The 25,597-nt window shown below is 53.9% G+C and carries 17 protein-coding genes and 1 tRNA gene; 14 read left to right on the top strand and 4 right to left on the bottom strand.

From position 1 onward, the window contains the following. Window positions 1-16 precede the first annotated feature (16 nt). Both AAC019_RS02720 and AAC019_RS02715 read right to left on the bottom strand, forming a co-directional pair. Window positions 17-997: an aldo/keto reductase gene (locus tag AAC019_RS02720; protein WP_339897020.1), complete on the bottom strand. Its 981-nt coding sequence runs from the start codon at window positions 995-997 to the stop codon at window positions 17-19. A 123-nt stretch (window positions 998-1,120) separates the two neighbouring features. Beyond that, window positions 1,121-2,194 (bottom strand): beta-N-acetylglucosaminidase domain-containing protein, encoded by a 1,074-nt coding sequence (locus AAC019_RS02715; protein WP_339897019.1) that lies wholly within the window; start codon window positions 2,192-2,194, stop codon window positions 1,121-1,123. 327 nt (window positions 2,195-2,521) lie between these two features. Between AAC019_RS02715 and pgi the strand changes: the two genes are divergently transcribed. From pgi to AAC019_RS02650, 13 genes are all read left to right on the top strand, one after another. Further along, entirely contained in the window at window positions 2,522-4,165 is a 1,644-nt protein-coding gene (gene pgi, locus AAC019_RS02710; protein ID WP_339897018.1) for a glucose-6-phosphate isomerase, read from the top strand. A 264-nt stretch (window positions 4,166-4,429) separates the two neighbouring features. Next, a complete protein-coding gene (gene edd, locus AAC019_RS02705) occupies window positions 4,430-6,244 on the top strand; it encodes a phosphogluconate dehydratase (protein WP_339897017.1) in 1,815 nt (604 codons plus the stop codon). Between the two features lie 42 nt (window positions 6,245-6,286). Further along, window positions 6,287-7,762: a glucose-6-phosphate dehydrogenase gene (zwf, locus tag AAC019_RS02700; protein WP_339897016.1), complete on the top strand. Its 1,476-nt coding sequence runs from the start codon at window positions 6,287-6,289 to the stop codon at window positions 7,760-7,762. Between the two features lie 10 nt (window positions 7,763-7,772). Continuing rightward, the gene (gene pgl, locus AAC019_RS02695) at window positions 7,773-8,480 is read left to right on the top strand and encodes a 6-phosphogluconolactonase (protein ID WP_339897015.1); all 708 of its coding nucleotides are present in this window, start codon (window positions 7,773-7,775) and stop codon (window positions 8,478-8,480) included. A 35-nt stretch (window positions 8,481-8,515) separates the two neighbouring features. Next, a complete protein-coding gene (locus AAC019_RS02690) occupies window positions 8,516-9,148 on the top strand; it encodes a bifunctional 4-hydroxy-2-oxoglutarate aldolase/2-dehydro-3-deoxy-phosphogluconate aldolase (protein ID WP_339897014.1) in 633 nt (210 codons plus the stop codon). A gap of 118 nt (window positions 9,149-9,266) precedes the next feature. Further along, the gene (gene gap, locus AAC019_RS02685; protein WP_339897013.1) at window positions 9,267-10,277 is read left to right on the top strand and encodes a type I glyceraldehyde-3-phosphate dehydrogenase; all 1,011 of its coding nucleotides are present in this window, start codon (window positions 9,267-9,269) and stop codon (window positions 10,275-10,277) included. A gap of 12 nt (window positions 10,278-10,289) precedes the next feature. After that, a complete protein-coding gene (gene pyk / locus AAC019_RS02680; protein ID WP_339897012.1) occupies window positions 10,290-11,726 on the top strand; it encodes a pyruvate kinase in 1,437 nt (478 codons plus the stop codon). Between the two features lie 132 nt (window positions 11,727-11,858). Beyond that, window positions 11,859-12,701 carry a M23 family metallopeptidase gene (locus tag AAC019_RS02675; RefSeq protein ID WP_339897011.1) on the top strand — a complete coding sequence of 281 codons (843 nt, stop codon included), beginning with the start codon at window positions 11,859-11,861 and terminating at the stop codon, window positions 12,699-12,701. Window positions 12,702-12,793: 92 nt separating this feature from the next. Beyond that, a complete protein-coding gene (locus tag AAC019_RS02670) occupies window positions 12,794-12,991 on the top strand; it encodes a Trm112 family protein (RefSeq protein WP_339897010.1) in 198 nt (65 codons plus the stop codon). Between the two features lie 47 nt (window positions 12,992-13,038). Beyond that, window positions 13,039-15,633, top strand: coding sequence for an alanine--tRNA ligase (alaS, locus tag AAC019_RS02665; RefSeq protein WP_339897009.1), 2,595 nt, complete (start codon window positions 13,039-13,041; stop codon window positions 15,631-15,633). A 133-nt stretch (window positions 15,634-15,766) separates the two neighbouring features. Continuing rightward, complete coding sequence (locus AAC019_RS02660) at window positions 15,767-17,002, top strand: aspartate kinase (RefSeq protein ID WP_339897008.1); 1,236 nt, start codon at window positions 15,767-15,769, stop codon at window positions 17,000-17,002. A 236-nt stretch (window positions 17,003-17,238) separates the two neighbouring features. After that, the gene (gene csrA / locus AAC019_RS02655) at window positions 17,239-17,430 is read left to right on the top strand and encodes a carbon storage regulator CsrA (RefSeq protein WP_041523100.1); all 192 of its coding nucleotides are present in this window, start codon (window positions 17,239-17,241) and stop codon (window positions 17,428-17,430) included. Between the two features lie 219 nt (window positions 17,431-17,649). Beyond that, window positions 17,650-17,739: transfer RNA gene (locus AAC019_RS02650), tRNA-Ser, on the top strand. A 1,017-nt stretch (window positions 17,740-18,756) separates the two neighbouring features. On the opposite strand, the gene AAC019_RS02645 is transcribed toward AAC019_RS02650, so the two are convergent. Then, a complete protein-coding gene (locus AAC019_RS02645) occupies window positions 18,757-19,047 on the bottom strand; it encodes a hypothetical protein (RefSeq protein ID WP_339897007.1) in 291 nt (96 codons plus the stop codon). Between the two features lie 405 nt (window positions 19,048-19,452). Then, window positions 19,453-22,308, bottom strand: coding sequence for a valine--tRNA ligase (locus AAC019_RS02640; protein WP_339897006.1), 2,856 nt, complete (start codon window positions 22,306-22,308; stop codon window positions 19,453-19,455). A 209-nt stretch (window positions 22,309-22,517) separates the two neighbouring features. On the opposite strand from AAC019_RS02640, the gene AAC019_RS02635 reads away from it, so the two are divergent. Beyond that, a complete protein-coding gene (locus AAC019_RS02635; RefSeq protein ID WP_339897005.1) occupies window positions 22,518-25,595 on the top strand; it encodes a hypothetical protein in 3,078 nt (1,025 codons plus the stop codon). The last annotated feature ends 2 nt before the right edge of the window (window positions 25,596-25,597 follow it).

Raw genomic sequence — 25,597 nt, 5'->3', positions numbered from 1 at the left:
GGTTTGGTGGGGATGTTTAATAGGCGCCGCGAATATGCGCTGCGACAGACTCACTGTAAAACCTGTGAAGGTCGTCGTGCAGTGTTTTGGGTAGTGGCTCAAGCTCGCTCACTTTGGCGTTCTCGGTGACTTGTGATGCCCGGCTTGCCCCCGGGATTATCGTACTGACGGCAGGTTGGTCGAGTATCCAGCGCATCGCCATTTGTGCGGTGGAGTAGCCTTCGGGGGTTTTGTTTTTAATCGCCTCGGCCAGCTCAACGCCTTTTACAAACGGGATGCCGGCAAAGGTTTCGCCCACGTTAAACATTTGCCCGTCTTTGTTAAAGTGGCGGTGATCTGTTTTATCAAACTGAGTGTGGGTATTAAATTTGCCGCTGAGCAAGCCGCTGGCAAGGGGTAGGCGGGCGATAATGCCGATGTTTTTTTCTTGAGCTGTAGGCAGTAATTCGGCGAGTAGCTTCTGGCGAAATATATTAAAAATCACCTGCAGAGAGCTCAGATCGTCGTGCTGGGCACATATCAAACCTTCCTCGACTGTTTCGACGCTGGCGCCAAAAAATTTGATGTGCTGCTCTTGTTGCATGGTGCGCAACCAGTCAAAAATCTCACCCCGTGCCATGACCTCGGTGGGGATGCAGTGCAGTTGAATCAAGTCGATGTTGTCACGCTGTAGTCGGTCTTGTGCTCGCTTCAGGCTGTCCCGTAAATCAGTGAGTGAGTAGCCGTCGGGGTAGGTGCCGCCGGCTCTGCCGTACTTGGTGGCAATGATAGGTTCGGGGGTGGAGCCGGTTAGGTGTTCACCGACATAGCGTTCGCTAGCCCCGTCACCGTACACGTCGGCGGTATCAAAAAAGTTAATGCCTGCATCGTGCGCGGCGGAAAAAATGCTATCGACAGTGGGGTTGTCAATTGGGCCGAAATCCCCGCCTAGCTGCCAGCAGCCGAGGCCAACCTCGCTGACGTTAAAGCCGGTGTTGCCGAGGGTGCGAGTTTTCATGGACTCTCCTTTTGCTGTGTCTTTATGTTCACAAGGTATTGGTCGTGATGACTTTATGGCGGTTATGCTAGCACGTGATTGGCCCGAGGTGGTCGCAGGCTCGTTTAAGTAGTGTCAAGAGCATTAGTCCGTCAGGCAGGCCGGGTCGAACGTGTATTCGCCCTCTAGCCAATCGGCCACTTCGGTGGCCATGGCACTTTGTTGGCCTAGCCTGCGATAGCGGGCGGTGAGAAGGTGCCGGCGCTCGGAAGTTATGCCCGCGAGCCCGGTAGTGGCAAAAAGCTCGGCGTCTTGCTGTAGTGCATCGCCTACGTTTGCAGGGCAGAGCTCTCTGATCAGCTCATTAAAAAGCCGCTTGGGGTTGTAGCCCGGGTCGCGGTAGGCATATGGCAAGCTCGCAAGGGCAAGCTTAGAGAGTTGGTATTGGTTCATTGGGTTAACGGCGTGCCCGGCGACCAGATCCTGTATTTTTGCCCGGTCGGCCGCGAAGGGGTGAAGGTAAAGGTGTTGTGATTTTACCGCGCCGTCGTTAACCGGGTAGTTATCCCATAAAAAGGGGGGGCGGCCTAAACGCTCAGCGACATCGCGTAAGTGTGAGCCGCTAAAGTGCTCAGTGCAGACGTTGGGGCCGGTCCAGAATATATCGATGCTCAAGTCGAGCTGCCGGCCAAGGGCTTCCCAGTAGTCGGCAGGGCGAGTGCCAAACACCTTCTCAAGGACAGGGTCATCACTGTAATAAGTGGGGCAGAGTATGATTTTGCGGGCGCTGCTGTGCTCGGCGGCCTGATGAGCCAGTTGCACTTGGATGCTCGCCAGTTGTGGGATGTCACCGCGCATGTCGTCGAACAGTAGTGCCAAAATATCAGGCTGCAGTTGATTAATACGGGCGATTTTAGCGTGCAGGCCGGCGCTGTCTGTCTGGCCCTCGGGGGTGCACAGGTCCAGCGGGCTTAGGCCGATACCAAATTCTATGCCCGCAGCCCGGTAGTGGTCTCTAAGGGTAGTTAGATTGGCCCATTCGCTTTGGCTCCAGTCTTGGCGCCAGCGGCTGCGCAGCCGATCGTCGCTTTTAGGGGCATAAAGGTAATAGCTGTAACCGGCTTGCTGTAAAAAGCTTGCGAGATCGGTGCGCTGCTGCCAGCTCCAGCTGCGGCCAAAAAAACCTTCTATAACCCCGAGTGGGATGTGTTGTGCCATGCGAGTACCTGGTGTGGAGGTTGTGCGAGTGCCCTTTAAGGCTCTAGCTTAATCTAGCTGGCGCGACGGTTAAAGCGCCATTGATGGGTGGGCCTGTCAGGCTGTCAGATTGACATAAAGGCCCTGTATGCCTATGATAGCCGCCTTTTTGCACCGCTCTATTTCTGTGTTTGCCCGGTATCACTAGGGCGCTCGCCGAGCAGGGTAAGTCCCTGAGCTGCCACGGTTTATTCTGTTGACGTTATGCACCGTTTTGGCGCGTAAATGGCAGTCTGTATAGAGGGGTGTGTTATTTAAACAGACCTGAACAGAGGATGCGGACCGCACATGTCTAGCCGTACCGAACTGACTGCCTGGCAGGCCCTTGAAGCTCACGCTCGAGATATGCAAACCCAGCATATGAGCGATTTGTTTGACGAAGATGACCTGCGATTTGCCAAGTTTTCCCTTCAATCTCCTAATATTCTGCTCGACTACTCCAAAAACCTCATCACCGAAGATACTCGCAAAGCACTGATAGATCTGGCTGAGGCGAGTGATGTGGAGTCGTTGCGCGACAAGATGTTTGCCGGCGAGAAAATCAACCGCACCGAAGACCGCGCGGTATTGCACGTGGCCTTGCGCGATCGCTCGGGTGAGCCACTCGAAGTCGATGGCGAAGATGTTCGCGCTCAGGTAAAACACGAGTTGGAGCGTATGCGCTCGCTGGTAGCGCAAGTGCGCGGTGGCGATTGGCGTGGTTATACCGGTAAGCCAATGACTGATATCGTTAGTATCGGTATCGGCGGGTCAAACCTTGGCCCCCTGATGGTTACCGAGGCGCTCAGTGGTTATAGCGACGGTAGCTTGAACGTACACTATGTCTCCAATATCGATGGCTTCCAGATTGCGCAAGTGTTGCGTGATCTCGACCCCGAGACTACTTTGTTTGTGGTGGCCTCAAAAACCTTTACTACCCTAGAGACCATGACCAACGCCAGTTCGGCCGAATCTTGGTTTTTGGATAAGGCAAAAGATAAGAGCTTTATCAACCGCCACTTTATCGCCGTCTCCTCCAACCGCCCCAAGGCGATGGAGTTTGGTGTGGCCGAAGAAAACATCTTCGATATGTGGGACTGGGTTGGTGGGCGCTTCTCGCTGTGGTCGGCCATTGGCCTGCCGATTGCCCTGAACTTAGGCATGGAAGTGTTTGAACAGTTGCTGGAAGGCGCTTTCGAGATGGACCAGCATTTCCTGACCGAGCCGCTATCAAAAAATGCGCCGGTAATGTTGGCCCTGATGGGCATTTGGAACAATAACTTCCTGGGGCGTAAAGCCCATGCGTTGTTGCCTTACGATCAGTGTCTGCACCGTTTACCGGCCTATATGCAGCAGGCCGAGATGGAAAGTAACGGTAAAAGCGTAAACTGGTCCGGCGAGCGTATTGATTACTCCAGCGTACCGCTGATCTGGGGCGAAGTAGGTATTAATGGTCAGCACGCGTTTTACCAGTGCTTGCACCAGGGGACGCAAATTGTACCGGCTGATTTCATCGGCTCGGTCGAGCCCACAGTGACAGTCGATGGGCATCACGATGCGCTGATGGCCAACTTCTTTGCCCAGTCTGAGGCCATGATGCGTGGTATTAGCGCCGATCAGGTGCGTGCCGAGCTGGGCGCCAAGGGTATGAGCCCGGAGCGCATCGAAGAGATTGTGAACCACAAAGTGCACGAGGGAAACCGCCCCACCAATACAATTTTGTTGCAAAAAATCGATGCGCGCTCGTTGGGCTCATTGATTGCGATGTACGAGCACAAGATCTTTGTGCAGGGCATCATCTGGGAGGTGCATTCTTTTGATCAGTGGGGCGTTGAGCTTGGCAAAGTGCTGGCCAACGGTATTTTGGCCGAAATGGCGCCAGAAGCTGAAATTGGGGCGGGGCATGATGCCTCAACCCGCAATCTGTTAGAATACTACAAGAAAGCCCGATAACGGGCCTGCGTATGGCAGAACAAAAGGCGACTTGACCCGCCTGCTAAAACGATGCTCCGGATGCCCAGATGCTCCGGAGGGTCGTTTTGTTGTTTCTGTAAAGGCGCACAAGCCGCATTAGAGCGAAAAGCCGCGCGGTGGCACCACGTGATGGTGCAGACAAGAGAGAGCAACACATTACAGCCATAATCCCTATTATAGGTCGATGTATCTGCCTATATAGCAGTCTGTATTCCTAAGCATACGATGACTAGTGGTAACAAAATGACCGATAGCAAAATTGCTGCAATTACCGACCGTATTATCGAGCGAAGCCGGGCGGCGCGTGAGGCCTATCTGGCCAAAATAGAACGCGGTCGCTCTAATGGGCCCGCCCGTAAACGCCTGTCCTGCGGTAACTTGGCCCACGGCTTTGCTGCCTGCGGTAGCTCTGACAAAGAAGCGCTGGCCGAAGGCGATGCCCCTAACCTTGGGGTGATTTCCTCTTACAATGAAATGCTGTCGGCGCACGAGCCGTACGGCACCTATCTGGAGCCCATTAAAAAAGCGGCTCACGAGGCTGGCATGACCGCCCAGTTTGCCGGCGGCGTTCCGGCGATGTGCGATGGTGTAACTCAGGGCCGGGAAGGCATGGACCTGTCGCTGTTTAGCCGTGACGTTATAGCTATGTCGACGGCAATTGCGCTGTCACACGATATGTTTGACGGTGCTATATGCCTTGGTATTTGTGACAAAATTGTTCCGGGCTTAACCATTGGCGCCCTGTCTTTTGGTCAGTTGCCAGTTATTTTTATCCCGGCGGGCCCCATGACGCCAGGCTTGCCAAACGCCGAAAAAGTCCGGGTACGGCAGCTATTTGCCGAGGGTAAAGTCGGCCGAAAAGAATTGCTAGAGGCCGAAAGTGCCTCCTATCACAGTGCTGGCACCTGTACCTTTTACGGCACCGCCAACAGCAACCAGATGCTGATGGAAATCATGGGCCTGCACCTGCCAGGCAGCTCTTTTGTTAACCCCAACACGCCTTTGCGGGATGCCCTGACCAACGCGGCCGTAAAACAACTGGCGGCGATCACCACCAGCGGTAATTACACACCCATGGCCGAAGTGGTTAATGAAAAGACCATTGTTAACGGTATGGTGGGTTTGTTGGCGACGGGCGGCTCTACCAACCACGCGATTCACATTATGGCCATGGCTCGTGCGGCCGGGGTTATCGTCAATTGGCAGGATTTGTCTGACCTTTCGGATGCGGTGCCTCTGATGTGCCGGATTTACCCCAACGGTTTGGCCGATATTAATCGTTTTCAGGCTGTGGGCGGCATGGGTTACCTCATGCGTGAGCTACGTGCCGAAGGCATACTGCACGACGACGTTAAAACCGTGATGGGTGACGGAGGGCTTGAGCCCTATACCCAAGAGCCATTTTTGGATGACGGTAAGTTGACGTGGCGCGAAGCGCCCAAAGAAAGTTTAGATGACGGCGTGTTACGGCCGGCGAAGAGCGCCTTCAGCGCCACCGGTGGTATGAAGCTATTAACCGGAAACCTGGGGCGCTGTGTCATTAAGGTGTCAGCGGTTAAACCTGAGCACCGCAAAGTAAAAGCTCCCGCAATCGTGTTTCACACTCAAGATGCTTTGCAACAAGCCTTTAAGGCCGGCGAGCTGGACAAAGATTTTGTTGCGGTTGTGCGCTTTCAGGGCCCTAAAGCTTGTGGCATGCCCGAGCTGCATAAACTCACCCCGCCGCTTGGGGTATTGCAGGATCGCGGCTACAAGGTAGCCCTGGTAACCGATGGCCGTATGTCGGGCGCATCGGGAAAAATTCCCGCGGCTATTCACTTAACGCCCGAAGCGTTGGATCAAGGTCCCATCGGGTTGGTTCGCGATGGCGATATCGTTGAGGTTGATGCCGAAGGTGGCGTTTTGCAGTTACACGTTGATGAGCAGGAGTTAGCCGCGCGTGAGCACGCCGAGGCTGACCTAAGCGAAAGTCACGATGTGATGGGGCGCGAATTGTTTGCGCCGCTGCGACAAACCGTTGGTGCCGCCGAAGAGGGCGCCACCGTCTTTCGCTGGTAATTCAGGTAACGCATAACCATATTTGTTAGATAGGATCCATTCATGCAGAAACCTTTTGATTTTGTCATTTTTGGGGGCGCGGGCGATCTGGCGCTGCGTAAGTTGATTCCGGCCTGGTACCGGGCTTATCGCGAAGGGCAAATGCCCAAGGGGTCGCGTATTTTTGGCACGGTACGTAAAACAGAGCAGGCCGAAAACTATCGCGCTATGGTACGCGAGGCGGCTTACAGCTATTTGCGCGATGACGAAATCGACAACGACGTTTGGAGCGAGTTTGAAGCGTGCGTGCATGGGGTATTTATTAATATCACAGAGCGCGATGAGCATTGGGATGAGCTCGCAAAAACCTTGAAAGAGGGTAATGACGAGCGCATTTTTTACATGGCAACGCCACCTGCGGTATTTTCTGCCTGCTGCAAAAACATCTCCGACTCCGGCATGATCAGCGAAAACTCTCGCGTTGTGGTAGAGAAGCCGCTGGGGTATGACGGCGAGTCTGCTGAGGCCATTAACGCCGAGATTGCCCAGTACTTTAAAGAGGACGATATTTTTCGGATCGATCACTACCTGGGTAAAGAGACGGTGCAAAACCTATTGGCGCTGCGCTTTACCAACTGTATTTTTGAGCACCTTTGGGACTCTAAGTCCATCGACCACATAGAGATCAGTATTTCTGAAACCGTAGGGCTGGAAGGGCGTGCTAGCTTTTATGATGACGCCGGTGCTATGCGCGATATGGTGCAAAACCACTTGATGCAGCTATTGTGTTTGGTGGCCATGGAGCCGCCAAGCAAGCTAAACGCCGATAGCATTCGCGCCGAAAAACTCAAAGTGCTGGATGCCTTGCGCCCTCTGGTGGGTGACGATGTGGCGGCGAATACGGTTCGCGGCCAATACGTGGCCGGTGAGTCTGGCGGTAAGCAAGTGCCGGGCTATCTGGAAGAGTTAGGCAAAGACAGCAACACCGAAACCTTTGTGGCGATTCGCGCTCATATCGATAACTGGCGCTGGTCGCACGTGCCTTTTTATCTGCGTACCGGTAAGCGCTTAAAACAGCGCTGCGCCGAAATTATTATTCAATATAAAACCGTAACACATCATATTTACCCTGAGTCGGCCGGCACCATGATTCCCAACCGTTTGGTGATTCAGCTGCAGCCCGATGAACGAGTACAAATGATCGTGACGTCAAACAATTTAGAGAAACACGAGGCAGACTTAGTGCCTAGCGTGCTGAACCTAAATCTGACGGATAACTACGATAAGTTTTACTCGGACGCCTATAAGCGTTTGATGTTGGATGCCGCCGCCAACAATCCGGCACTGTTTATTCACCGCAACGAAGTAGACGCCGCCTGGGGGTGGGTTGACCCGATCATTGAAGCTTGGCAGCGCCCTGAGAATAAACCGCAACCATACCCCGCAGGCAGCTGGGGGCCACAGGCAGCGGCTGACTTACTGCGCGAAGACGGCCGCTGTTGGTTTAACGTCGGCGAAAATATTAAAGGCACGGAATAAGGACAGCGACATGGCAGTAGTAGAACGCTTTTTTGATACTCGCGAGGCGATGATCGATGCCGTATTTGAGCATGCCATCGGCGCTTTGCAAGATGCTGTGGCCGAGGGAGACAAAGCCAGTTTTTTAGTCTCTGGCGGCAGCTCGCCAGCACCAATATACAAGCGCCTGTCAGAGGCGGACCTCGCATGGGACAAAATCAAGGTAGCGCTGGTCGATGAGCGCTGGGTTGATTTTGATCACGATAAAAGCAATGAAGCCTTTATCGTAAAGACGCTGCTGCAAAATAACGCAGCTAACGCCAAGTTGATCGGTATGAAAAACACCGCCGCTAGTGCCTCTGATGGCCTGGCGCAGTGTGAAGCCGCCTATCAAACGCTGTCATCACCCTTTGATGTGACGGTCTTGGGTATGGGCCCCGACGGTCATACGGCGTCACTGTTTCCACACGCGGATGGTTTAGAGCAGGCTCTTAGTACCAGTGCTTTGTGCAGTGCGATTACCGCACGCCAAAGCGAGGTGACTGGAGAGTGTACCGAGCGCATGACGCTATCTCTGGCCGGAATCGTTAATAGCAAACATGTGCTGCTGTTGATTTCCGGTGATGAAAAGCTTGCAGCATACCGCGAGGCACTGGCCGGTGGCGATGTTGCCGACATGCCAGTGCGTGCGGTATTAGAACAAAACAATGTGCCAGTAACGGTTTACTGGGCACCTTAAGCTTTATTTGCTAACGAACAGACGAGGATATCTACGTGGGTCTATCCATTGATGAGATTGTAAAGGTAGCGCCGGTTGTGCCGGTAATGGTGATTGAAAATCTAGAGGACGCGGTGCCTTTAGCGCAAGCGCTGTACAATGGTGGCTTGAAGGTGTTGGAAATCACGTTGCGCACCCCGGTGGCGCTGGATGCAATCAGCGCAATGGTTAAGGCCCTGCCAGATGACGCCGTTATTGGCTCTGGCACCGTGGTAACTCCGCAGGATCTGCAGGCCTCGGTGGATGCCGGTGCCAAGTTTATGGTTAGCCCCGGTACAACGCCGGCGCTTATCGAGGCGGCAAAAAACTGTGATATCCCTTTGTTGCCGGGTATCGCGACCCCCTCTGAAGCAATGAACCTTTATACCCAAGGTTTTACCCACCTTAAGTTTTTCCCGGCAGAGTCCGCTGGTGGGGTAAGCATGGTTAAGTCTATTGGCGGCCCATTGCCGCAAATTACTTTTTGCCCAACCGGCGGTATTAACTTAGAAAAAGCACCAAGTTATCTGGCGCTGCCAAACGTTGCCTGTGTAGGTGGAACCTGGATGGCGCCAAAAAATTTGATTGCTGAGAAAAAATGGGAAGAGATCGAAACACTGGCACGCCAGGCGGCGAGCCTTGAGCGCTAAGCGATCGGGTAAACGGTAGCTAGGCGCGCCCAGCGCTTACCATACGGCTGCATAGCGTTACACAGATTAGGTTATTAGCCCCGTCTACGGGCGGGTAAAATTTATAGGAGAGGCATAAATGACAATTCGAGTGGCTATTAATGGTTACGGACGTATTGGTCGCAACGTATTGCGGGCATTGTATGAGTCTGGTTATCGCGATCAGATTCAGGTGGTTGCGGTGAATGATTTAGGCGATGCCGAGTTGAACGCTCACCTGACCAAATACGACTCTGTTCACGGTCGTTTTCCTGGTGAAGTTCATGTGGCCGGCGATAAAATGGTTGTTAATGGTGATGAGATTCAAATTACCGCCGAACGTAACCCAGCCGACTTGCCTTGGGGCGAGCTTAACGTTGATGTGGTGTACGAGTGTACGGGTATTTTTACCAGCCGTGACAAAGCCAAATCTCACTTAGAGGCCGGCGCTAAAAAAGTCATTATCTCGGCCCCGGGTACCGATGTAGATGCCACCGTCGTATACGGCGTAAACGATAGCGTGCTGAAGGCGTCTGATGAAATCATCTCTAACGCATCGTGCACCACCAACTGCCTGGCTCCAGTCGCTAAAGTGTTGAATGATAAGTTTGGCATTGAGCAGGGCTCAATGACGACCATCCACGCTTACACCAACGATCAGCACCTGAGCGATGTTTTCCACAAAGACATCTACCGTGCCCGCTCGGCCACCCAGTCGATGATTCCCACCTCTACGGGCGCCGCTCGTGCGGTAGGTCTGGTGTTGCCCGAACTGAACGGCAAGCTCGATGGTATGTCCGTTCGTGTTCCAACCATCAATGTGTCTTTGGTTGATCTGAACGTGTTGGTGAAGACCGATGTTACGGTAGAAGAAATTAACGCCGCGATGAAAGAAGCCGCCGAAAACGAAATGCCAGGCGTGTTGGTCTACAACGATGAGCCGTTGGTGTCTATCGACTTTAATCACAACCCTGCATCTTCTAACTTTGATTCCAAGCAGACCAAAGTTATGGGTAGCCGCTGGGTTAAAATCATGTCTTGGTATGATAACGAGTGGGGCTTCTCCAACCGCATGCTAGACAACACCATTGCACTGATGAACGCTAAATAAGCGAGAAATATTATGTTACGCCGTACAAAAATCGTCAGTACACTGGGTCCCGCTTCAGAGTCGGAAGAGGTATTGGAAAAGCTGATTCTGGCAGGGGTAAACGTCGTGAGGTTGAACTTCTCACACGGCTCTCCGGAAGATCACAAAGGGCGCGCCGAAGCCGTGCGCCGTTTGGCCAGCAAGCACAATCGCTATGTGGCGGTATTAGGGGATCTGCAAGGCCCTAAAATCCGTATCGCTCGTTTTGCCAACGGGCCAATTCGTTTGGCAATCGGCGATAAGTTTGTGCTGGATGCCTCTCTCGATCGTGACGCTGGTACTCAGGAAAGTGTGGGTATTGACTACAAAGAGTTACCAAATGACTGCGTTGCGGGCGACAAGCTGTTGCTGGATGACGGCCGGGTCGTTCTTGATGTTGATAAAATTGAAGGTACAAAAGTGTTTTGTACCACCAGCGTTGCCGGGCCCTTATCGAACAATAAGGGTATTAACCGCCAAGGTGGTGGCCTAACCGCTCCGGCGCTGACGGAAAAAGACTTTGCCGATATCAAAACGGCAGCCGAGATCGATGTGGATTACCTCGCGGTATCTTTCCCGCGTAGCGCCGAAGACATGAACACCGCGCGCCGCCTGCTGGAAGAAGCTGGCGGTAAAGCTGGCTTGGTGTCAAAGATTGAGCGTGCCGAAGCGGTTGCCGACGATAAAACACTGGACGAAATTATCGCCGCGAGTGATGCGGTGATGGTTGCTCGCGGTGATTTGGGTGTCGAGATTGGCGATGCCGCCTTGATTGGTGTGCAAAAGCGCATTATTGCTCGCTCACGCGCGCAAAACAAAGTGGTTATTACCGCGACTCAGATGATGGAGTCGATGATTAATAGCCCGCTGCCAACTCGGGCGGAAGTGTTCGATGTTGCCAACGCCGTGCTTGATGGCACCGATGCGGTAATGCTGTCGGCTGAAACGGCAGCCGGTAACTTCCCGGTAGAAACCGTAGAAGCTATGGCTCGCGTTATCGTCGGTGCGGAGCAGCATCCGCAGGCAAGCTACGACTCTTATCGCATGAACGAGTCGTTTGGCTCGATCGACGAGTCGATTGCCTTGGCAACCATGTATACGGCCAACCACCTGCCCGGTGTTAAAGCCATTATTGCGCTGACGGAGTCTGGCACCACCCCGCGTTTGATGTCTCGGGTTGGTTCACAACTGCCGATTTTTGCGTTTTCTCGTCATATTGCTACGCAGCGTCGCGTCGCTTTGTACCGCGGTGTGCGCCCTGTGCCGTTTGACAGTGGCAGTGCTCCGTCAAGTGCTGACTATATCCGTGCCATGAACACCCTGAAAGAAAACGGTGTATTGGTCGACGATGACATGGTGATTCTAACCGGCGGTGATACCGACCAGCTGGGCGGAACCAATGCCATGAAGATTTTAAAAGTCGGCCAGTAATCTCCGATAGTCTTCAACGGCTTGGGTTAGACAAAAACGGCAGCTTCGGCTGCCGTTTTTTTTACGCTATTGCAAAGCCCGGGAGTATGGATGGTGTACCATCACCTATCGCGATGTGCGAGTGGAGGAACTATGAAGATATTGATAATTGCAGCTGCTTTGGCACTGATTAGCGCGGCCTGGGCTGACTCTCCAAGACAACCTATCGAGTTGCAGGGGCAGTGGCAGCAGGGGGCTGTTTTGCGTGGGCGAGTGCCGCCCGGCAGCCAGTTAAGTTTGGATGGTAAGCCGGTAATGGTCGCCAAGGGGGGCGAATTTGTGTTTGGCCTCGATCGTGATGCCAGCCAAACGGCCGAGGTGACGCTAGAAACACCTGATGGGGAGAGGTTTAGCCGGACCTATGAAGTAGCCCCCAGAGAGTACAATATTCAGCGCATTGAAGGGGTGCCGCAAAAAACAGTGACGCCTTCAGCCGAGCAACAAGAGCGCTCGCGCAAAGAGGCGGCCAAGGTGTGGCAGGCGAGGCAAGAGCGTGGCGCCACCATCGACTTTACCCAAGACTTTAAATGGCCACTTATCGGCCCCATTACAGGGGTATATGGTTCGCAGCGAGTCTATAACGGTGAACCTAGGCGACCCCACTATGGCGTTGATATCGCCGCTGCTACCGGAACACCCGTTGTGGCGCCGGCGGCGGGCAAGGTGACGCTCGCCGAGCCCGATTTGTTTTACTCCGGCGGCACTTTAATTATCGATCACGGCCACGGCTTATCGTCTACCTTTATTCATTTGTCCAGGGTGATCGTCTCTGTCGGGCAAAGGGTCGGGCAGGGCGAGCTGATTGCCGAGGTGGGAGCCTCCGGGCGCGCTACTGGCCCCCATTTAGATTGGCGCATGAACTGGCTCGATCGGCGCGTCGATCCTACTACGCTGGTTGGGCCGATGCCCGGGCCAGATGACAGCGGCGCCCCATGAAGACAGGGGCGTCAGGGCAGTGTAATATAGCGCCCCAAATCGCTACTGACTTTTCTGGCGCCCAGCGGGTATGACAGAGGCAAAGATACAAAATGATCGATAAAAAGCTACTCAGTATATTGGTGTGCCCGGTAAGCAAAGGCGAGCTGGACTATCAGGCCGATAAAAATGAACTAGTGTGCTGGAGCTCCGGGCTGGCGTACCCTGTACGCGATGGCATTCCGGTTATGCTGGAGAGCGAGTCCCGGGCGCTTTCCGATGAAGAAAAGCAGCAGCACAAGCACCGCTAATATTGGTGAAATTGGCACAACAACGACTTTGGACCGACGGATACCCTATGAAAAGCGCTGAAATTCGCGACGCCTTTTTACAATACTTTGAATCAAAACAGCACACCATTGTGCCCAGCAGCTCGCTGGTGCCTGGCAATGATCCTACCCTGTTGTTTACCAACGCCGGGATGGTTCAGTTTAAGGATGTGTTTTTAGGCTCCGATAAACGCAGCTACACCCGTGCTACCAGTTCACAGCGTTGTGTTCGCGCCGGTGGCAAGCACAACGATTTAGAAAACGTTGGCTATACCGCCCGCCACCACACATTTTTTGAAATGTTGGGCAACTTCAGCTTTGGCGACTATTTTAAGCGCGATGCGATTCACTACGCGTGGGAGTTTTTAACTGGCGTGCTCAAACTGCCTCAGGAGCGCCTTTGGGTTACCGTGCATGTGTCGGATGACGAAGCCGCCGATATTTGGCTAAAAGAGGTGGGCGTTAGTGCCGAGCGTTTTTCTCGCCTTGACGAAGATAACTTCTGGCAAATGGGTGATACCGGTCCCTGTGGTCCAAGCTCAGAGATTTTTTACGATCATGGCGCCGATGTGCCCGGTGGTCCTCCTGGCAGCGAAAATGACGACCTGGATCGCTACATTGAAATCTGGAATCTGGTGTTTATGCAGTATGAACGCCAAACCGATGGCGAGCTTAAGCCTCTGCCTAACCCCTCTATCGATACCGGAATGGGGCTCGAGCGAATTGCCGCGGTTATGCAAGGTGTACACACCAATTACGAGATTGACTTATTTCAACACCTGCTTAAGGCGGCGGCTAATGCCACAGGCTCTAAGGATTTAGAGAATAAATCCTTGCGTGTGATTGCCGATCATATCCGCTCGAGCGCGTTTCTGATTAGCGATGGCGTCTTGCCCTCCAATGAGGGTCGCGGTTATGTATTGCGCCGAATCATTCGGCGCGCCGTGCGCCACGGCCATCAGTTAGGTCAACAAGGGGCATTTTTTAATACCTTGGTTAAAGCGCTGGCTGAAGTGATGGGCGATGCCTACCCCGAGCTAGTAGAGCGCCGGGCGCAAATTGAGAAAGTGCTGCTAGCCGAAGAAGAACAGTTTGCCAAAACCCTGGATAAGGGGATGACGGTACTTGAAGGCGCGTTAAGCGAGCTTAGCGGCAGCGAGATTCCCGGTGATGTGGTGTTTACGTTGTACGACACCTACGGCTTCCCCGTCGATTTAACCGCCGATATTGCGCGTGAGCGCAACTTAACCTTGGATCTGGCCGGTTACGAAAGCGCTATGACCGCGCAACGTGAAAGAGCGCGTGCGGCCGGGCAATTTAAGGTCGACTACACTCAGGCGGCGCTCGATTTGCCGGCCACGGAATTTACGGGTTACACCGAGCTGGCGGGCGCCAGTCGTGTACTCGCCGTGTTACGTGAGGGCGCTACTGTACAGGGCGCCAAAGAGGGTGATGATGTTGCTCTGGTGCTCGATCAGACGCCGTTTTACGCGGAGTCGGGTGGTCAAGCTGGCGACAGCGGCTACCTAGAGGCCGATGGCGTGCGATTTGAAGTGCAAGATTGTATTAAGCAAGGCGCTAACTTCTTGCATATTGGTCGCGTGCTGCACGGAGAGATTTCCCCGGGAGATACCCTCAAGGGGCAAGTGGATGCCGACGTTCGCGCGGCAACCGCACTAAATCACTCGGCAACGCATCTATTGCACGCTGCACTGCGTAACGTATTAGGAGAGCATGTGGCCCAGAAGGGCTCGCTGGTTGACTCTGAACGCTTGCGCTTTGACTTCTCGCACTTTGAAGGAGTTACCCCGGCCGAGCTGAAAGCGATTGAAGCACTGGTGAACGACCAGATTCTCGCTAACACGGCCGTGAAAACCGAGCTGTGCGATATGGAGACGGCTAAAGCGCGTGGCGCCATGGCACTGTTTGGCGAAAAATACGGCACTGAAGTGCGGGTGTTGAGCATGGGTGATGGCTTTTCGGTTGAATTGTGTGGCGGTACTCACGTACAGCGCACCGGTGATATTGGCCTGATACGTATTACCAGCGAGTCGGGGATCGCCTCTGGCGTACGCCGAATCGAAGCCGTGACCGGTCGTCGTGCATTAGCGCTGTTTGATCAGTTGAATGCGCGTTTACAGCACGCGGCCAGTGTCGTAAAAGCGAGCCCGGACACGCTAATCGACAAAATTGAACAACTAGCGCAGCAAAACCGCAAGCTTGAAAAAGACTTAGCGGCGCTTAAAACCAAATTGGCCACCGCCGGCAGCCGCGACCTGCTGGCCGAAGCGGTAGAGGTAGACGGCATTAAGGTGCTGGCGGTTAAGCTAGAGGGGGCCGATGCCAAATCGCTGCGCGATAGCGTCGATCAAATGAAAAACAAACTGGGCTCTTCGGTGGTGCTGCTCGCCTGTGAAGACGATGGCAAGATTGCTCTGGTTGCCGGGGTGAGCAAAGATGTCACCGACCGCATTAAAGCGGGTGACCTTATGCGCCATGTGGCCACACAGGTCGGCGGTAAAGGTGGTGGCCGCCCCGATATGGCACAGGGCGGTGGCAGCGATGTTGCCGCGCTGGAGGGGGCTCTGGGCTCTGTGGCCGGTTGGGTAAAAGACGCGCTTTGAATGTAAATAATTGTTTGAAGATGCAACAAACGGATTAACAATTGTCATAGATTGGTGTTTAATTGCCGCCTTTTTGGGCGCTTATGTCGCAAACAACGGTAATTGACCGCATACGGTGAGGAATAGGCCGGGAATGAGCTTATTGGTACAAAAATACGGTGGCACTTCAGTTGGCACCGTCGAGCGAATAGAAGCGGTTGCTGACAAAATTGCCGGCTTTCGGGCCGATGGTCACGACATGGTGATTGTCGTTTCAGCTATGAGTGGCGAAACCAACCGTTTAATTGCGTTGGCAAACGCTATTCAGCCTACGCCGGATGCCCGGGAGATGGACGTACTGGTTTCAACGGGGGAGCAGGTAACGATTGCTCTGCTGTGTATGGCCTTAAAAAAACGTGGCTGGGATGCGCGCTCGTATACGGGTACTCAGGTCAAGATTTTGACCGATAACTCGCACACTAAAGCTCGTATTCAGTCAATTGACGATGGCAATATGCGGGCGGATCTGGCGGCGGGACGAGTGGTCGTTGTCGCAGGCTTTCAGGGGGTAGACGAGCAGGGCAACATTACCACGCTGGGGCGCGGTGGCTCGGATACTACCGGTGTTGCTCTGGCGGCGGCGCTGAAAGCCGATGAGTGCCAGATCTATACCGACGTTGACGGTGTCTACACCACAGATCCGCGCGTGGTCGACAAGGCCCGCCGACTGGAAAAGATCACCTTTGAAGAAATGCTGGAAATGGCGAGCCAGGGCTCAAAAGTTTTGCAGATACGCTCGGTGGAGTTTGCCGGCAAATACAATGTCCCGCTGCGCGTACTGTCCAGTTTTAGAGATGGCCCGGGAACCTTGATTACCCTCGATGAGGACGAGAACACTATGGAACAACCTGTTGTCTCTGGTATTGCATTTAATCGCGATGAAGCGAAAGTCACGTTGGCAGGTATCCCTGACACGCCGGGAGTGGCGTCTAAAATTTTGGCTCCGGTCGGAAAAGCAAACATTGAAGTGGATGTTATCGTACAAAACGTAGCGGCCGATAACACCACTGACTTGACCTTTACGGTTAACAAGGCGGACATGCAAAAAACGGTTACGGTACTGGCCGACGTAGCCAAAGAGATTGGTGCACGGGAAGTCATTAGTGACGACGCGATTGCCAAAATCTCTATCGTTGGTGTCGGGATGCGCTCACACGCTGGCGTTGCCTCAACCATGTTTACCGCGCTGGCGGAAGAAGGCATTAACATTCAGATGATCACCACATCAGAAATTAAGATTACGGTGATTATCAGTGAGAAATATCTTGAGTTGGCTGTGCGCAGTTTGCACAGCGCCTTTGGCCTGGATGCCGAAGCGGTACAGGCTTAATTAACAGATTCTATTCTGTGGTTTAGCCGGCACCACAAAAGACGGATGTTTTTGGTTTGAGAAAACCTTTTTTGGGGGCAGCTCCCCTTTTTGCGAAAAATGGTCAATACTTCAAGTAACGGGCAACAAAGCCTGAGCCTTGAGTAGGGCGTTAGGGACGCAAGCGGGGGTTAACTTATACGGCAGAGGATAGTGGAGTCCGGCCGTAGTAACAGGATGGAATTAAGGAGTTAGTTATGTTGATTTTAACCCGCCGTATCGGCGAAACATTAATGGTTGGCGATGAAGTAACGGTCACCGTACTGGGTGTTAAAGGCAACCAGGTTCGTATCGGTGTCAATGCACCCAAAGATATCGCTGTGCACCGCGAAGAAATTTATCAGCGGATTCAACGCGAAAAGCAGGGTCAGGAAGACGGTTTTGCATAACGCCTTCCCGCGACGATAGACCGTCGAATAAACGGCAGCCATATGGTTGCCGTTTTTTTATGTCTGTACTAATTTCATGCAAGCCGATTGAAACGTCACCAGCCCGGCACTTTTTTTAGCTTCAGGTGCTTACAACCCTTTGAATTTCTGTGAAATATGGTATTATGCCGCCCCAGTTGAGCGAAGCCACGAACACGGTATTTTGCTACAAACTGACACGGAGAGGTGGCCGAGTGGCCGAAGGCGCTCCCCTGCTAAGGGAGTATACCTTGATCGGTATCGAGGGTTCGAATCCCTCCCTCTCCGCCATATATTAAAAACCGCCGTTGGCTGAATAAGCTCCGGCGGTTTTTTTATACACATACGGTTAACGGGAGGCGTTCGAGCCCGACAGAGGGTTCGACCCATTGCCGGGAGCAATGGGAACCGACCAGCGGGAGCCCGCAGGGCAAAGCGCATGGATTGCGCTTTGGTTAATCCCTCCCTCTCCGCCATATATTAAAAACCGCCGTTGGCTGAATAAGCTCCGGCGGTTTTTTTATACACATACGGTTAACGGGAGGCGTTCGAACCCGACAGAGGGTTCGACCATTTGCCGGGAGCAAATGGGGCCGCAGGAGGCGCCGCGAAGCGGTCAAGGTGAATTGTGAAGCAAGAGAGGGCGGCCTGGGCCGGGGCGCAAGGACGCGCCCCAGCCAATCCCTCCCTCTCCGCCATATACTAGAACCACCGATAGCTGATAGCTCCGGTGGTTTTTTTATGCCCCAAAGGTTAACGGGAGGCGTTCGGGCCGCTCCAATGCATCCTGCAAGCGCGGCATTCGTGCGTCCTGCACGAGAGGGTTCGACCCATTGCCGGGAGCAATGGGAGCCGACCAGCGGGAGCCCGCAGGGCAAAGCGCATGGATTGCGCTTTGGTTAATCCCTCCCTCTCCGCCATATATTAAAAACCGCCGTTAGCTGAATAAGCTCCGGCGGTTTTTTTATACACATACGGTTAACGGGAGGCGTTTGGGCCGCTCCACTGCATCCAGCGGGCACGGCATTGGTACGTAGGTAAATGATGCGGTCGGGGCCGGCGAATGTTGTGATCTGAGGAGTTGTCAGGGCTGTCACTGCGAAGCCAGTTCTAAAGCCACGACAAGGCGAAGGAGGAGCTCTGCAAGGTGTTGTGAGGCGTAGCTTTGGTGTAATGCCTAGCAGCAGTGGCGTGCTGTTGTGCGATTGGCGCTAGGCGTATTTTAAAGAGGCTTGATTAGGCCTCTATTATACTGCGCCCACAAAAAAGCCCCGAGAGTCGGGGCTTTTTTGTGGGCTTATTAGCGGCTTAGCTGTTCAGCTGCTTAAACTCACGAATGGTTTTGTTGAACTCTTCCGCGAAGTCTTTTAACTCATTCTCGGCGCTGCGCAGCTGATTAGAGCTAAGCTTGGCGCAGCTTAAGTAATCTTCGGTGGCGCGCACATAGGCTTTTACTTCATTGTTGCTTTTAACCATTTGCGCGGTAACGGCCGTGGTGGGATCGGGGATCGCAGGGCGGTTTTGTGGTTTCTCGCAAGCTTGTGCGCCAACACTGGCGAAAGCCGTTAATAAAGCGGCAGCAATAAGAGTTTTCTTCATAACAGTATCCATCATAGTAAAGTGGTTTACGCGGTCGTTTTCACCGCCATTACAAGGGTGGGCTGTTGTTCTAACTGCAACAGTGTGACCCGGTTCACATTTTTGTGTCGCCTATTTTGCCATCGCTTTAGGTTGCGGGGAATCACTTCCACTAATCATTTTGTCATGAGATTGGCGCAAAAGTTAACATTTGGTTATTTCGGAATGTTATTACCGGGGTGTTTTAATATTCCATGTCGGAATTATGACGCAAGGCGAGCGCCCGCTTGGGGAGGGTGTTTCTGGCCAAAGTTTTGACGCCTTTGGTCTCGGGATCGTGGCGGGTCAGTGGTCTGTAAGACAGGAGGGCAAGTGGCTATACCCTGTCAGGAGTATAGCCACATGTTGGTGTCGGGGTTAGGCGGCTTAAAGCGTTGCTAAGGTTTCTAGCTGTTCGCGCAGCGTGTTGAGTGATGCGCTAATGCCATCGAGCTTTTGTTGTTCTTTGGCCACCACATCGGCGGGCGCCTTATCGACAAAGTTAGGGTTTTGCAGTTTCCCGGCGGTGCGCTCCTGGTCTTTTGCCAGACGGTCAATCTCTTTGTTGAGGCGCGTGCGTTCGGCGTTCACATCGATAAGGCCGGCCATGGGTACCAAAATCTCCAGCTTGCCGACCAGCGCCGTGGCGGATGCCGGCGCCTCTGCGTCGGTCGCAAGCCACTCGATTGATTCGAGGTTGGCAAGCTTTTGTAGGTACTGGCGATTTTGCTCCAGCAGGCGTTGATCGTTGTCACTGCCGTGTTGCATAAACAGGGGGATGTGCTTGCCCGGGGCGATGTTCATCTCGCCGCGTATCGTGCGCACACCGACGATCACGCCCTTCAGCCACTCGATGTCAGAGCTTGCTTGCTCATTAATGTTACTGCCGTCGGCCTGAGGATAGGCGGCCAGCATAATCGTCTCGCCGGTGGCACCAGTAAGGGGTTTAATGCGCTGCCAGATCTCTTCGGTAATAAACGGAATCAGTGGGTGAGCTAAGCGCAGGGTTGCTTCGAGTACGCGAATCAGCGTGCGCCGGGTGCCTTTCTTTTGTGCCGCGCTGGCGTTGTCATCCCAGAGGATGGGTTTGGATAGCTCCAGGTACCAATCGCAGTACTCGTTCCAGAAAAATTCGTAAAACGCTTGAGTGGCCAAATCCAGACGGTAGGTGTCGAGCGCTTCGGTAACGGCTTGTTCGGCTTGCTGTAAGCGGCTGGTAATCCAGCGGTCGGCGAGAGATAACTCATAGTTGCCGCTGTTGTCCTGATCGCAATCTTCGCCCTCTGTGTTCATCAAAACGTAGCGTGTGGCGTTCCACATTTTGTTGCAAAAGTTGCGGTAGCCTTCGACGCGGCCCATATCAAATTTAATGTCGCGGCCGGTTGAGGCCAGCGAGCAAAAGGTCATGCGCAGTGCATCTGTGCCGAACGATTCGATACCATCGGGAAACTCTTTGCGGGTTTGTTTTTCGATTTTTGCGGCGTCTTTGGGGCGCATTAACCCGGTGGTACGTTTTTGCACCAGAGTTTCAAGGTCAATACCGTCGATGATGTCCAGTGGGTCTAGCACGTTGCCCTTGGACTTACTCATTTTTTGCCCTTGGGAGTCGCGCACCAAGCCATGCACGTACACGGTTTTAAACGGAATCTGGCTTTGGCCGTCTTCGTCTTTAACCAAGTGCAGAGTCATCATAATCATCCGGGCAACCCAGAAGAAAATAATGTCAAAGCCCGTTACCAATAAATCGGTGGGGTGGAATTTCTTTAGAAACTCTGTTTGCTCGGGCCAGCTAAGGGTCGAGAACGTCCAGAGCCCCGAGCTAAACCAGGTGTCGAGTACGTCGTTGTCTTGCTTGAGCACCACAGAGTCATCCAACTGATGCTTAGCACGTACTTCGGCTTCATCGCGGCCCACGTAGACTTTGCCGGTCTCGTCGTACCAGGCGGGAATACGGTGGCCCCACCACAACTGACGCGAGATACACCAATCCTGAATATCGCGCATCCAGGAGAAGTACATGTTTTCGTATTGTTTGGGTACAAACTGAATGTCGCCATCCTCGACCGCTTTAATGGCCGGTTCGGCGAGAGGCTTGGTGCTAACGTACCACTGATCGGTCAGCCACGGCTCAATCACTACGCCTGAGCGATCTCCACGGGGGACTTTCAGGGCGTGATCGTCTATTTTTTCCAGCAGTCCGGCCGTGTCTAAATCGGCCACAATTTGTTTGCGGGCGACATAGCGATCCATGCCTGCGTAAGCGGCGGGCAGGGTGGTGTCGAGCTGATCGTTGCTGCTGCCATCCATGTTAAAGACTTGGGCGGCGGCAAGAATTGCGGCGCTTTCATCCAATACGTTGATCAGTGCCATACCGTGGCGTTTGCCGACTTCGTAATCGTTAAAGTCGTGTGCTGGGGTGATTTTTACGCAGCCGGTGCCAAATTCACGCTCGACATAATCATCGGCGACAATGGGGATGCGGCGGCCGACTAACGGCAGCTCAATCTCTTTACCGATTAACGACGCATAGCGTTCGTCTTCAGGGTGCACGGCAACGGCGGTATCGCCCAGCATGGTTTCCGGGCGAGTGGTGGCAACCACTAAATAGTTTTTGCCTTCGGCGGTGGTGGCTCCATCGGCGAGCGGGTAGCGCAGATGCCACATAAAGCCTTTTTCGTCGTGATTTTCGACCTCGACATCAGAGATGGCGGTGTGCAGTTTTGGGTCCCAATTAACCAGACGCTTGCCGCGGTAGATCAGGCCGTCATCGTAGAGCCTGACAAAGGCCTCTTTGACCGCGTCCGACAAGCCGTCATCCATGGTAAAGCGCTCGCGCGACCAGTCCAGAGACGAGCCAAGGCGGCGTAATTGACGGGTGATATTGCCGCCTGATTGCTCTTTCCACTGCCAGACTTTCTCTAAGAACTTTTCACGGCCAAGATCGTGACGACTAACACCTTCGGCGGCTAATTGGCGCTCGACCACCATCTGGGTGGCGATACCGGCGTGGTCGGTACCCATTTGCCACAAAGTGTCGTCGCCGCGCATCCGGTGATAGCGAATCATGGCGTCCATCACGGCATTGTTAAAGCCGTGGCCCATGTGTAGGTTGCCAGTGACATTGGGCGGCGGAATCATAATGCTGTAGGCGTTGTCGCCACCCTGGGGTTTAAAATAGCCGCGCTCTTCCCAGGTTTTATACCAACTTTGCTCGATGGCCTGGGGCTGATAGGTTTTATCCATGAATGTCACTGCCTTTGATCGTTGCTGGGCGCCGTTACTGGAGGGCGCGCTTTCGGTCGAAAGGGCGCAATTATAACGGGTTTGGCGTCACAAGTAGAGCGTCGCCGCACGCGTGTTGCTCCCTCTTATGCCGGCACTCTTTATGGCGCTTGATTTCACGCAGTTGATAAGGGAAAGTAAACACAAATTAAAAGCTCAGAGAGGATCTCATGATAAAGCTGGTATTTGCGGGGGATTTGATTACCGGATTTGACCGTCCTCAGGTCGTGGGGCAATTGGCGAAATTGCTCAAGCGCGATGAGGCACAAATTCAGCGCATGCTGTTTAGTGGTAAACCGGTGGTGGTTAAAAGAGTGGCCACCGACGAGGAAGCTTATAAATGGCGCAAAGCGTTTGCCGGGGCCGGGGCGGTTTTGATGGTCTCGGCCGGCACTGAGGAGCCGGCGGGCGATAGCGCTTCACCCACCCCTGAGTCGCAGGCGCTTCAGGGCCGTGAGCGAGCTGACGAAGCCGCCACGCAATCGGATATGACGTTGGCGGAGTCGCTGGAGGAAAATAGCGCCGACACCAACGATAGCGCGGTAACGGGCGCCTATGCCGAAGAGCCGACACTTGCCTCCGAGGCAAGCCGTAGCCCAGGCATTCGCCGGCGCAACAAAGTCTATGTGTTGTTGGGCGCGTTGGTGTTGGTGGCTATTGTACTGTTGGTGTTTGTTTTGTGGCTAACACGCCCCCTGTGGCAGGGGGCGCAGCTCGATGAGCAGCAAGCGCGCTGGGCGGCGGCATTGGCCTCGCCAGATACCTACGCACTGGCGCATATTGATGTTGCACGGGCGGTTACGCTTGAGGCGCTGGCCGGAGACGAGGCCGACTTACCCACGGTGGGTAAGTCGGGAGACGGTATCTGGCCGTCGCTGGAGCGGGCGGGTATTGATCTGCGCGAGCAAGTTTCCCATGCATGGTTGGCGGGTGTCAGTAGCGCTAAACACAGTGGCGGCGTGTTGTTATTAACCGGCTCCTTTGCTCCGCCCAGCATAAAAAGTTGGATGACGGAGCAGTATCAGGTGGTGCGCGAACAAGATGATGGTCTGTTGTTTCAGCAAGTCAGCGAAAACACCTGTGAGCCGGGCCAGACCTTACGTGCCGTGATCGCTGAAGATCGGGTATTAGTGGGCGACCCGGCGAGTATTGAACAGCTGTTAATGCGTTTTGAGCAAAAGTCTCCCGCGAGTCAAAAGCTCGATCGCTGGCGTCAGGTTAGCGCCAACCAGTTGGCCTCACTGGCGGTGTTTGCCCCGGAGAATGTTGGCGCGGCGGCCAGCGGTATGACGGGAATGATGTTAAGGGGCATTGGTGCGGCGGCGCAGCCGGCCGAAGGCGTGTTTATTGACCTGGAGCCCGTGGCGGTGCCGCCGGGTGTCGAACTGCGCACTCAGGTGTTTAGCCAGGACAAAGAGTTTATTAACGCGAGCTATCAGGCTTTTGCTGAGCGAATAAAAGAATGGCGAGAGGATGCCGAGAAAAATTGGCCTGAAGTCGCCAGTTTGTACGATCGTTTGGAGGTGACCCAATCAGATGACAGTGTCGGCGCGACTATGTTTTTTGATCGCCATCTGCAACGTGATATGAGCAATTGGGTAAGCTCTGTTTTTTCGGGGATGTTTTCCACCTCCGGTGAGCCGCCTGCAGAAGAGCGGCTGGAAACAAGCCCGCCGGTCTTTGCCAATGTTGCCGCCGCTCAACCCAAGTCATACGCTGACTACTCTGAATTTAATAATCATTTTGCGCCGGTAGCAGAGGCCGGCCCGTTCGGTATACCGGTGGAATCCCTGTCGCTTACCGACGAACAACAACTGGCATTGGCTTTAAAAGTACAAGGCTATAACTTGCCTAATGCACCTACGCGAGGGGCGGCGGCCACCGTTAATGTTGTAAGCGTTAACAATGCACAGGGCGAGTCTTTGTTGCCCGCGGTTGAGTGCGGCACTGATAAAAACCTTGAACCCGCTGACGTTGGTAGCAGCATGTCGGCTACCGCCTTTATTGATGGCGAACAAGTGCCTTATACCACCACCAGTGGCAGTAAAGAGCTGGTATTAAAAGCCGGCAGCAAGGTCGCCGACATCGCCGTGTTAGAGGGATATATTGATTACCGGCAGGCAACATCGGTTGCGACGGTGGCATTACAGCAACCGCTTGGTGGCAAAGTGCTCGAGCGCGACGGTGTGCGGATTCGCTTTATGGATGCGGGCAAACACTCGCTGCAATATCGCGTCAGTGGCGACGTCGATAAGCTGTTGCACGTTTATGCCATGAATAAAGATGGCAAACCGTTATCTTCTGGCAGCTCCATGTGGGGCGCGGCCTTTTTCGGTGAGGGCCAAAGCGCTTCGGTGGATTACCATGGCGAAATCGCCAGTATCAAAGTGGTGCTGGCCACGGCCCTCGAGCAAAAACGTTATCCGTTTAGAGTAAGCTCGGTGTGGCCGGTAAGCAACGGTACTTTGTTTGGCGCTAAGACATTTCCCGAGGCCAGTGTGGCTGAGGTTAAACGGGCGTTAAACGAGGCCGAGCCCCCGAGTGTTAGTTACGACTGGAACAAGCCGCAACTAGAGACAACCGCTGGGCCCGCAACCCTGGCGTTCCAGCGGCTCGATTTTGATGGCAGCTTTGGTCTGGGTGTCGACTTGGGTGTTTATTTGTCTAACCAGGTGCCGTTGGTCGGGCCATTGGGGGCGGGTGCTGTGCGTCTGATAGATGTGCAAGGCGCCGATAGTACGCCACAGCTTTTGGATAAAACGTCTTTCTTTGCATTTGCCCACGATGGCGGCTACTGGATGAACGGCGAGTATCAGCCAGACGACGAAAAGCCTTGGATTAAGGGTGATGTTACCATTCGCGACCGTGAACTAAAGCTTAGTGCTCTCAGTGCATTGCGTGGTGAGCTGCTGCTGAATGTTGCCGAGGCAATCCAGATCGAGTCGCTGGACTTTGATGTGGGAGCGGTTTGGGAGGATGAAACTCTGCGGGTGCAGGTCACTAAAATGACCGTCGGTGAGCTTATGCTCAGCTATCAGGGCGAGGTAAACCGCTTGGTTGCCGTACGGGCATTACAGGGCGATGAGTTAGTGAGCGATCCGGCCAAAATGCGCAACTGGTTTGGTGAAGAGGCGATTGCGTTATCTATTAAAGGGCAGCCGGATACCCTTGAGCTGCAGGTGGCAGATTCGGTGGTGAGTGAGCGATACCCCTTTGCGCTTGATCTCGCTGAATTCGCCCAGCGCTAAGT

The sequence above is a fragment of the uncultured Gilvimarinus sp. genome, from assembly GCF_963975215.1.
Lineage (GTDB): Bacteria > Pseudomonadota > Gammaproteobacteria > Pseudomonadales > Cellvibrionaceae > Gilvimarinus.
Note: the sequence above shows the minus strand (reverse complement) of the source record. Positions and strands in the feature narration are given on the sequence as shown.

Excerpts from the sequence above, each read along its gene's own strand:
- AAC019_RS02720 (WP_339897020.1), bottom strand. The coding sequence starts at position 997 with ATGAAAACTCGCACCCTCGGCAACACCGGCTTTAACGTCAGCGAGGTT.
- AAC019_RS02715 (WP_339897019.1), bottom strand. The coding sequence starts at position 2,194 with ATGGCACAACACATCCCACTCGGGGTTATAGAAGGTTTTTTTGGCCGC.
- pgi (WP_339897018.1), top strand. The coding sequence starts at position 2,522 with ATGTCTAGCCGTACCGAACTGACTGCCTGGCAGGCCCTTGAAGCTCAC.
- edd (WP_339897017.1), top strand. The coding sequence starts at position 4,430 with ATGACCGATAGCAAAATTGCTGCAATTACCGACCGTATTATCGAGCGA.
- zwf (WP_339897016.1), top strand. The coding sequence starts at position 6,287 with ATGCAGAAACCTTTTGATTTTGTCATTTTTGGGGGCGCGGGCGATCTG.
- pgl (WP_339897015.1), top strand. The coding sequence starts at position 7,773 with ATGGCAGTAGTAGAACGCTTTTTTGATACTCGCGAGGCGATGATCGAT.
- gap (WP_339897013.1), top strand. The coding sequence starts at position 9,267 with ATGACAATTCGAGTGGCTATTAATGGTTACGGACGTATTGGTCGCAAC.
- pyk (WP_339897012.1), top strand. The coding sequence starts at position 10,290 with ATGTTACGCCGTACAAAAATCGTCAGTACACTGGGTCCCGCTTCAGAG.
- AAC019_RS02675 (WP_339897011.1), top strand. The coding sequence starts at position 11,859 with ATGAAGATATTGATAATTGCAGCTGCTTTGGCACTGATTAGCGCGGCC.
- AAC019_RS02670 (WP_339897010.1), top strand. The coding sequence starts at position 12,794 with ATGATCGATAAAAAGCTACTCAGTATATTGGTGTGCCCGGTAAGCAAA.
- alaS (WP_339897009.1), top strand. The coding sequence starts at position 13,039 with ATGAAAAGCGCTGAAATTCGCGACGCCTTTTTACAATACTTTGAATCA.
- AAC019_RS02660 (WP_339897008.1), top strand. The coding sequence starts at position 15,767 with ATGAGCTTATTGGTACAAAAATACGGTGGCACTTCAGTTGGCACCGTC.
- csrA (WP_041523100.1), top strand. The coding sequence starts at position 17,239 with ATGTTGATTTTAACCCGCCGTATCGGCGAAACATTAATGGTTGGCGAT.
- AAC019_RS02645 (WP_339897007.1), bottom strand. The coding sequence starts at position 19,047 with ATGAAGAAAACTCTTATTGCTGCCGCTTTATTAACGGCTTTCGCCAGT.
- AAC019_RS02640 (WP_339897006.1), bottom strand. The coding sequence starts at position 22,308 with ATGGATAAAACCTATCAGCCCCAGGCCATCGAGCAAAGTTGGTATAAA.
- AAC019_RS02635 (WP_339897005.1), top strand. The coding sequence starts at position 22,518 with ATGATAAAGCTGGTATTTGCGGGGGATTTGATTACCGGATTTGACCGT.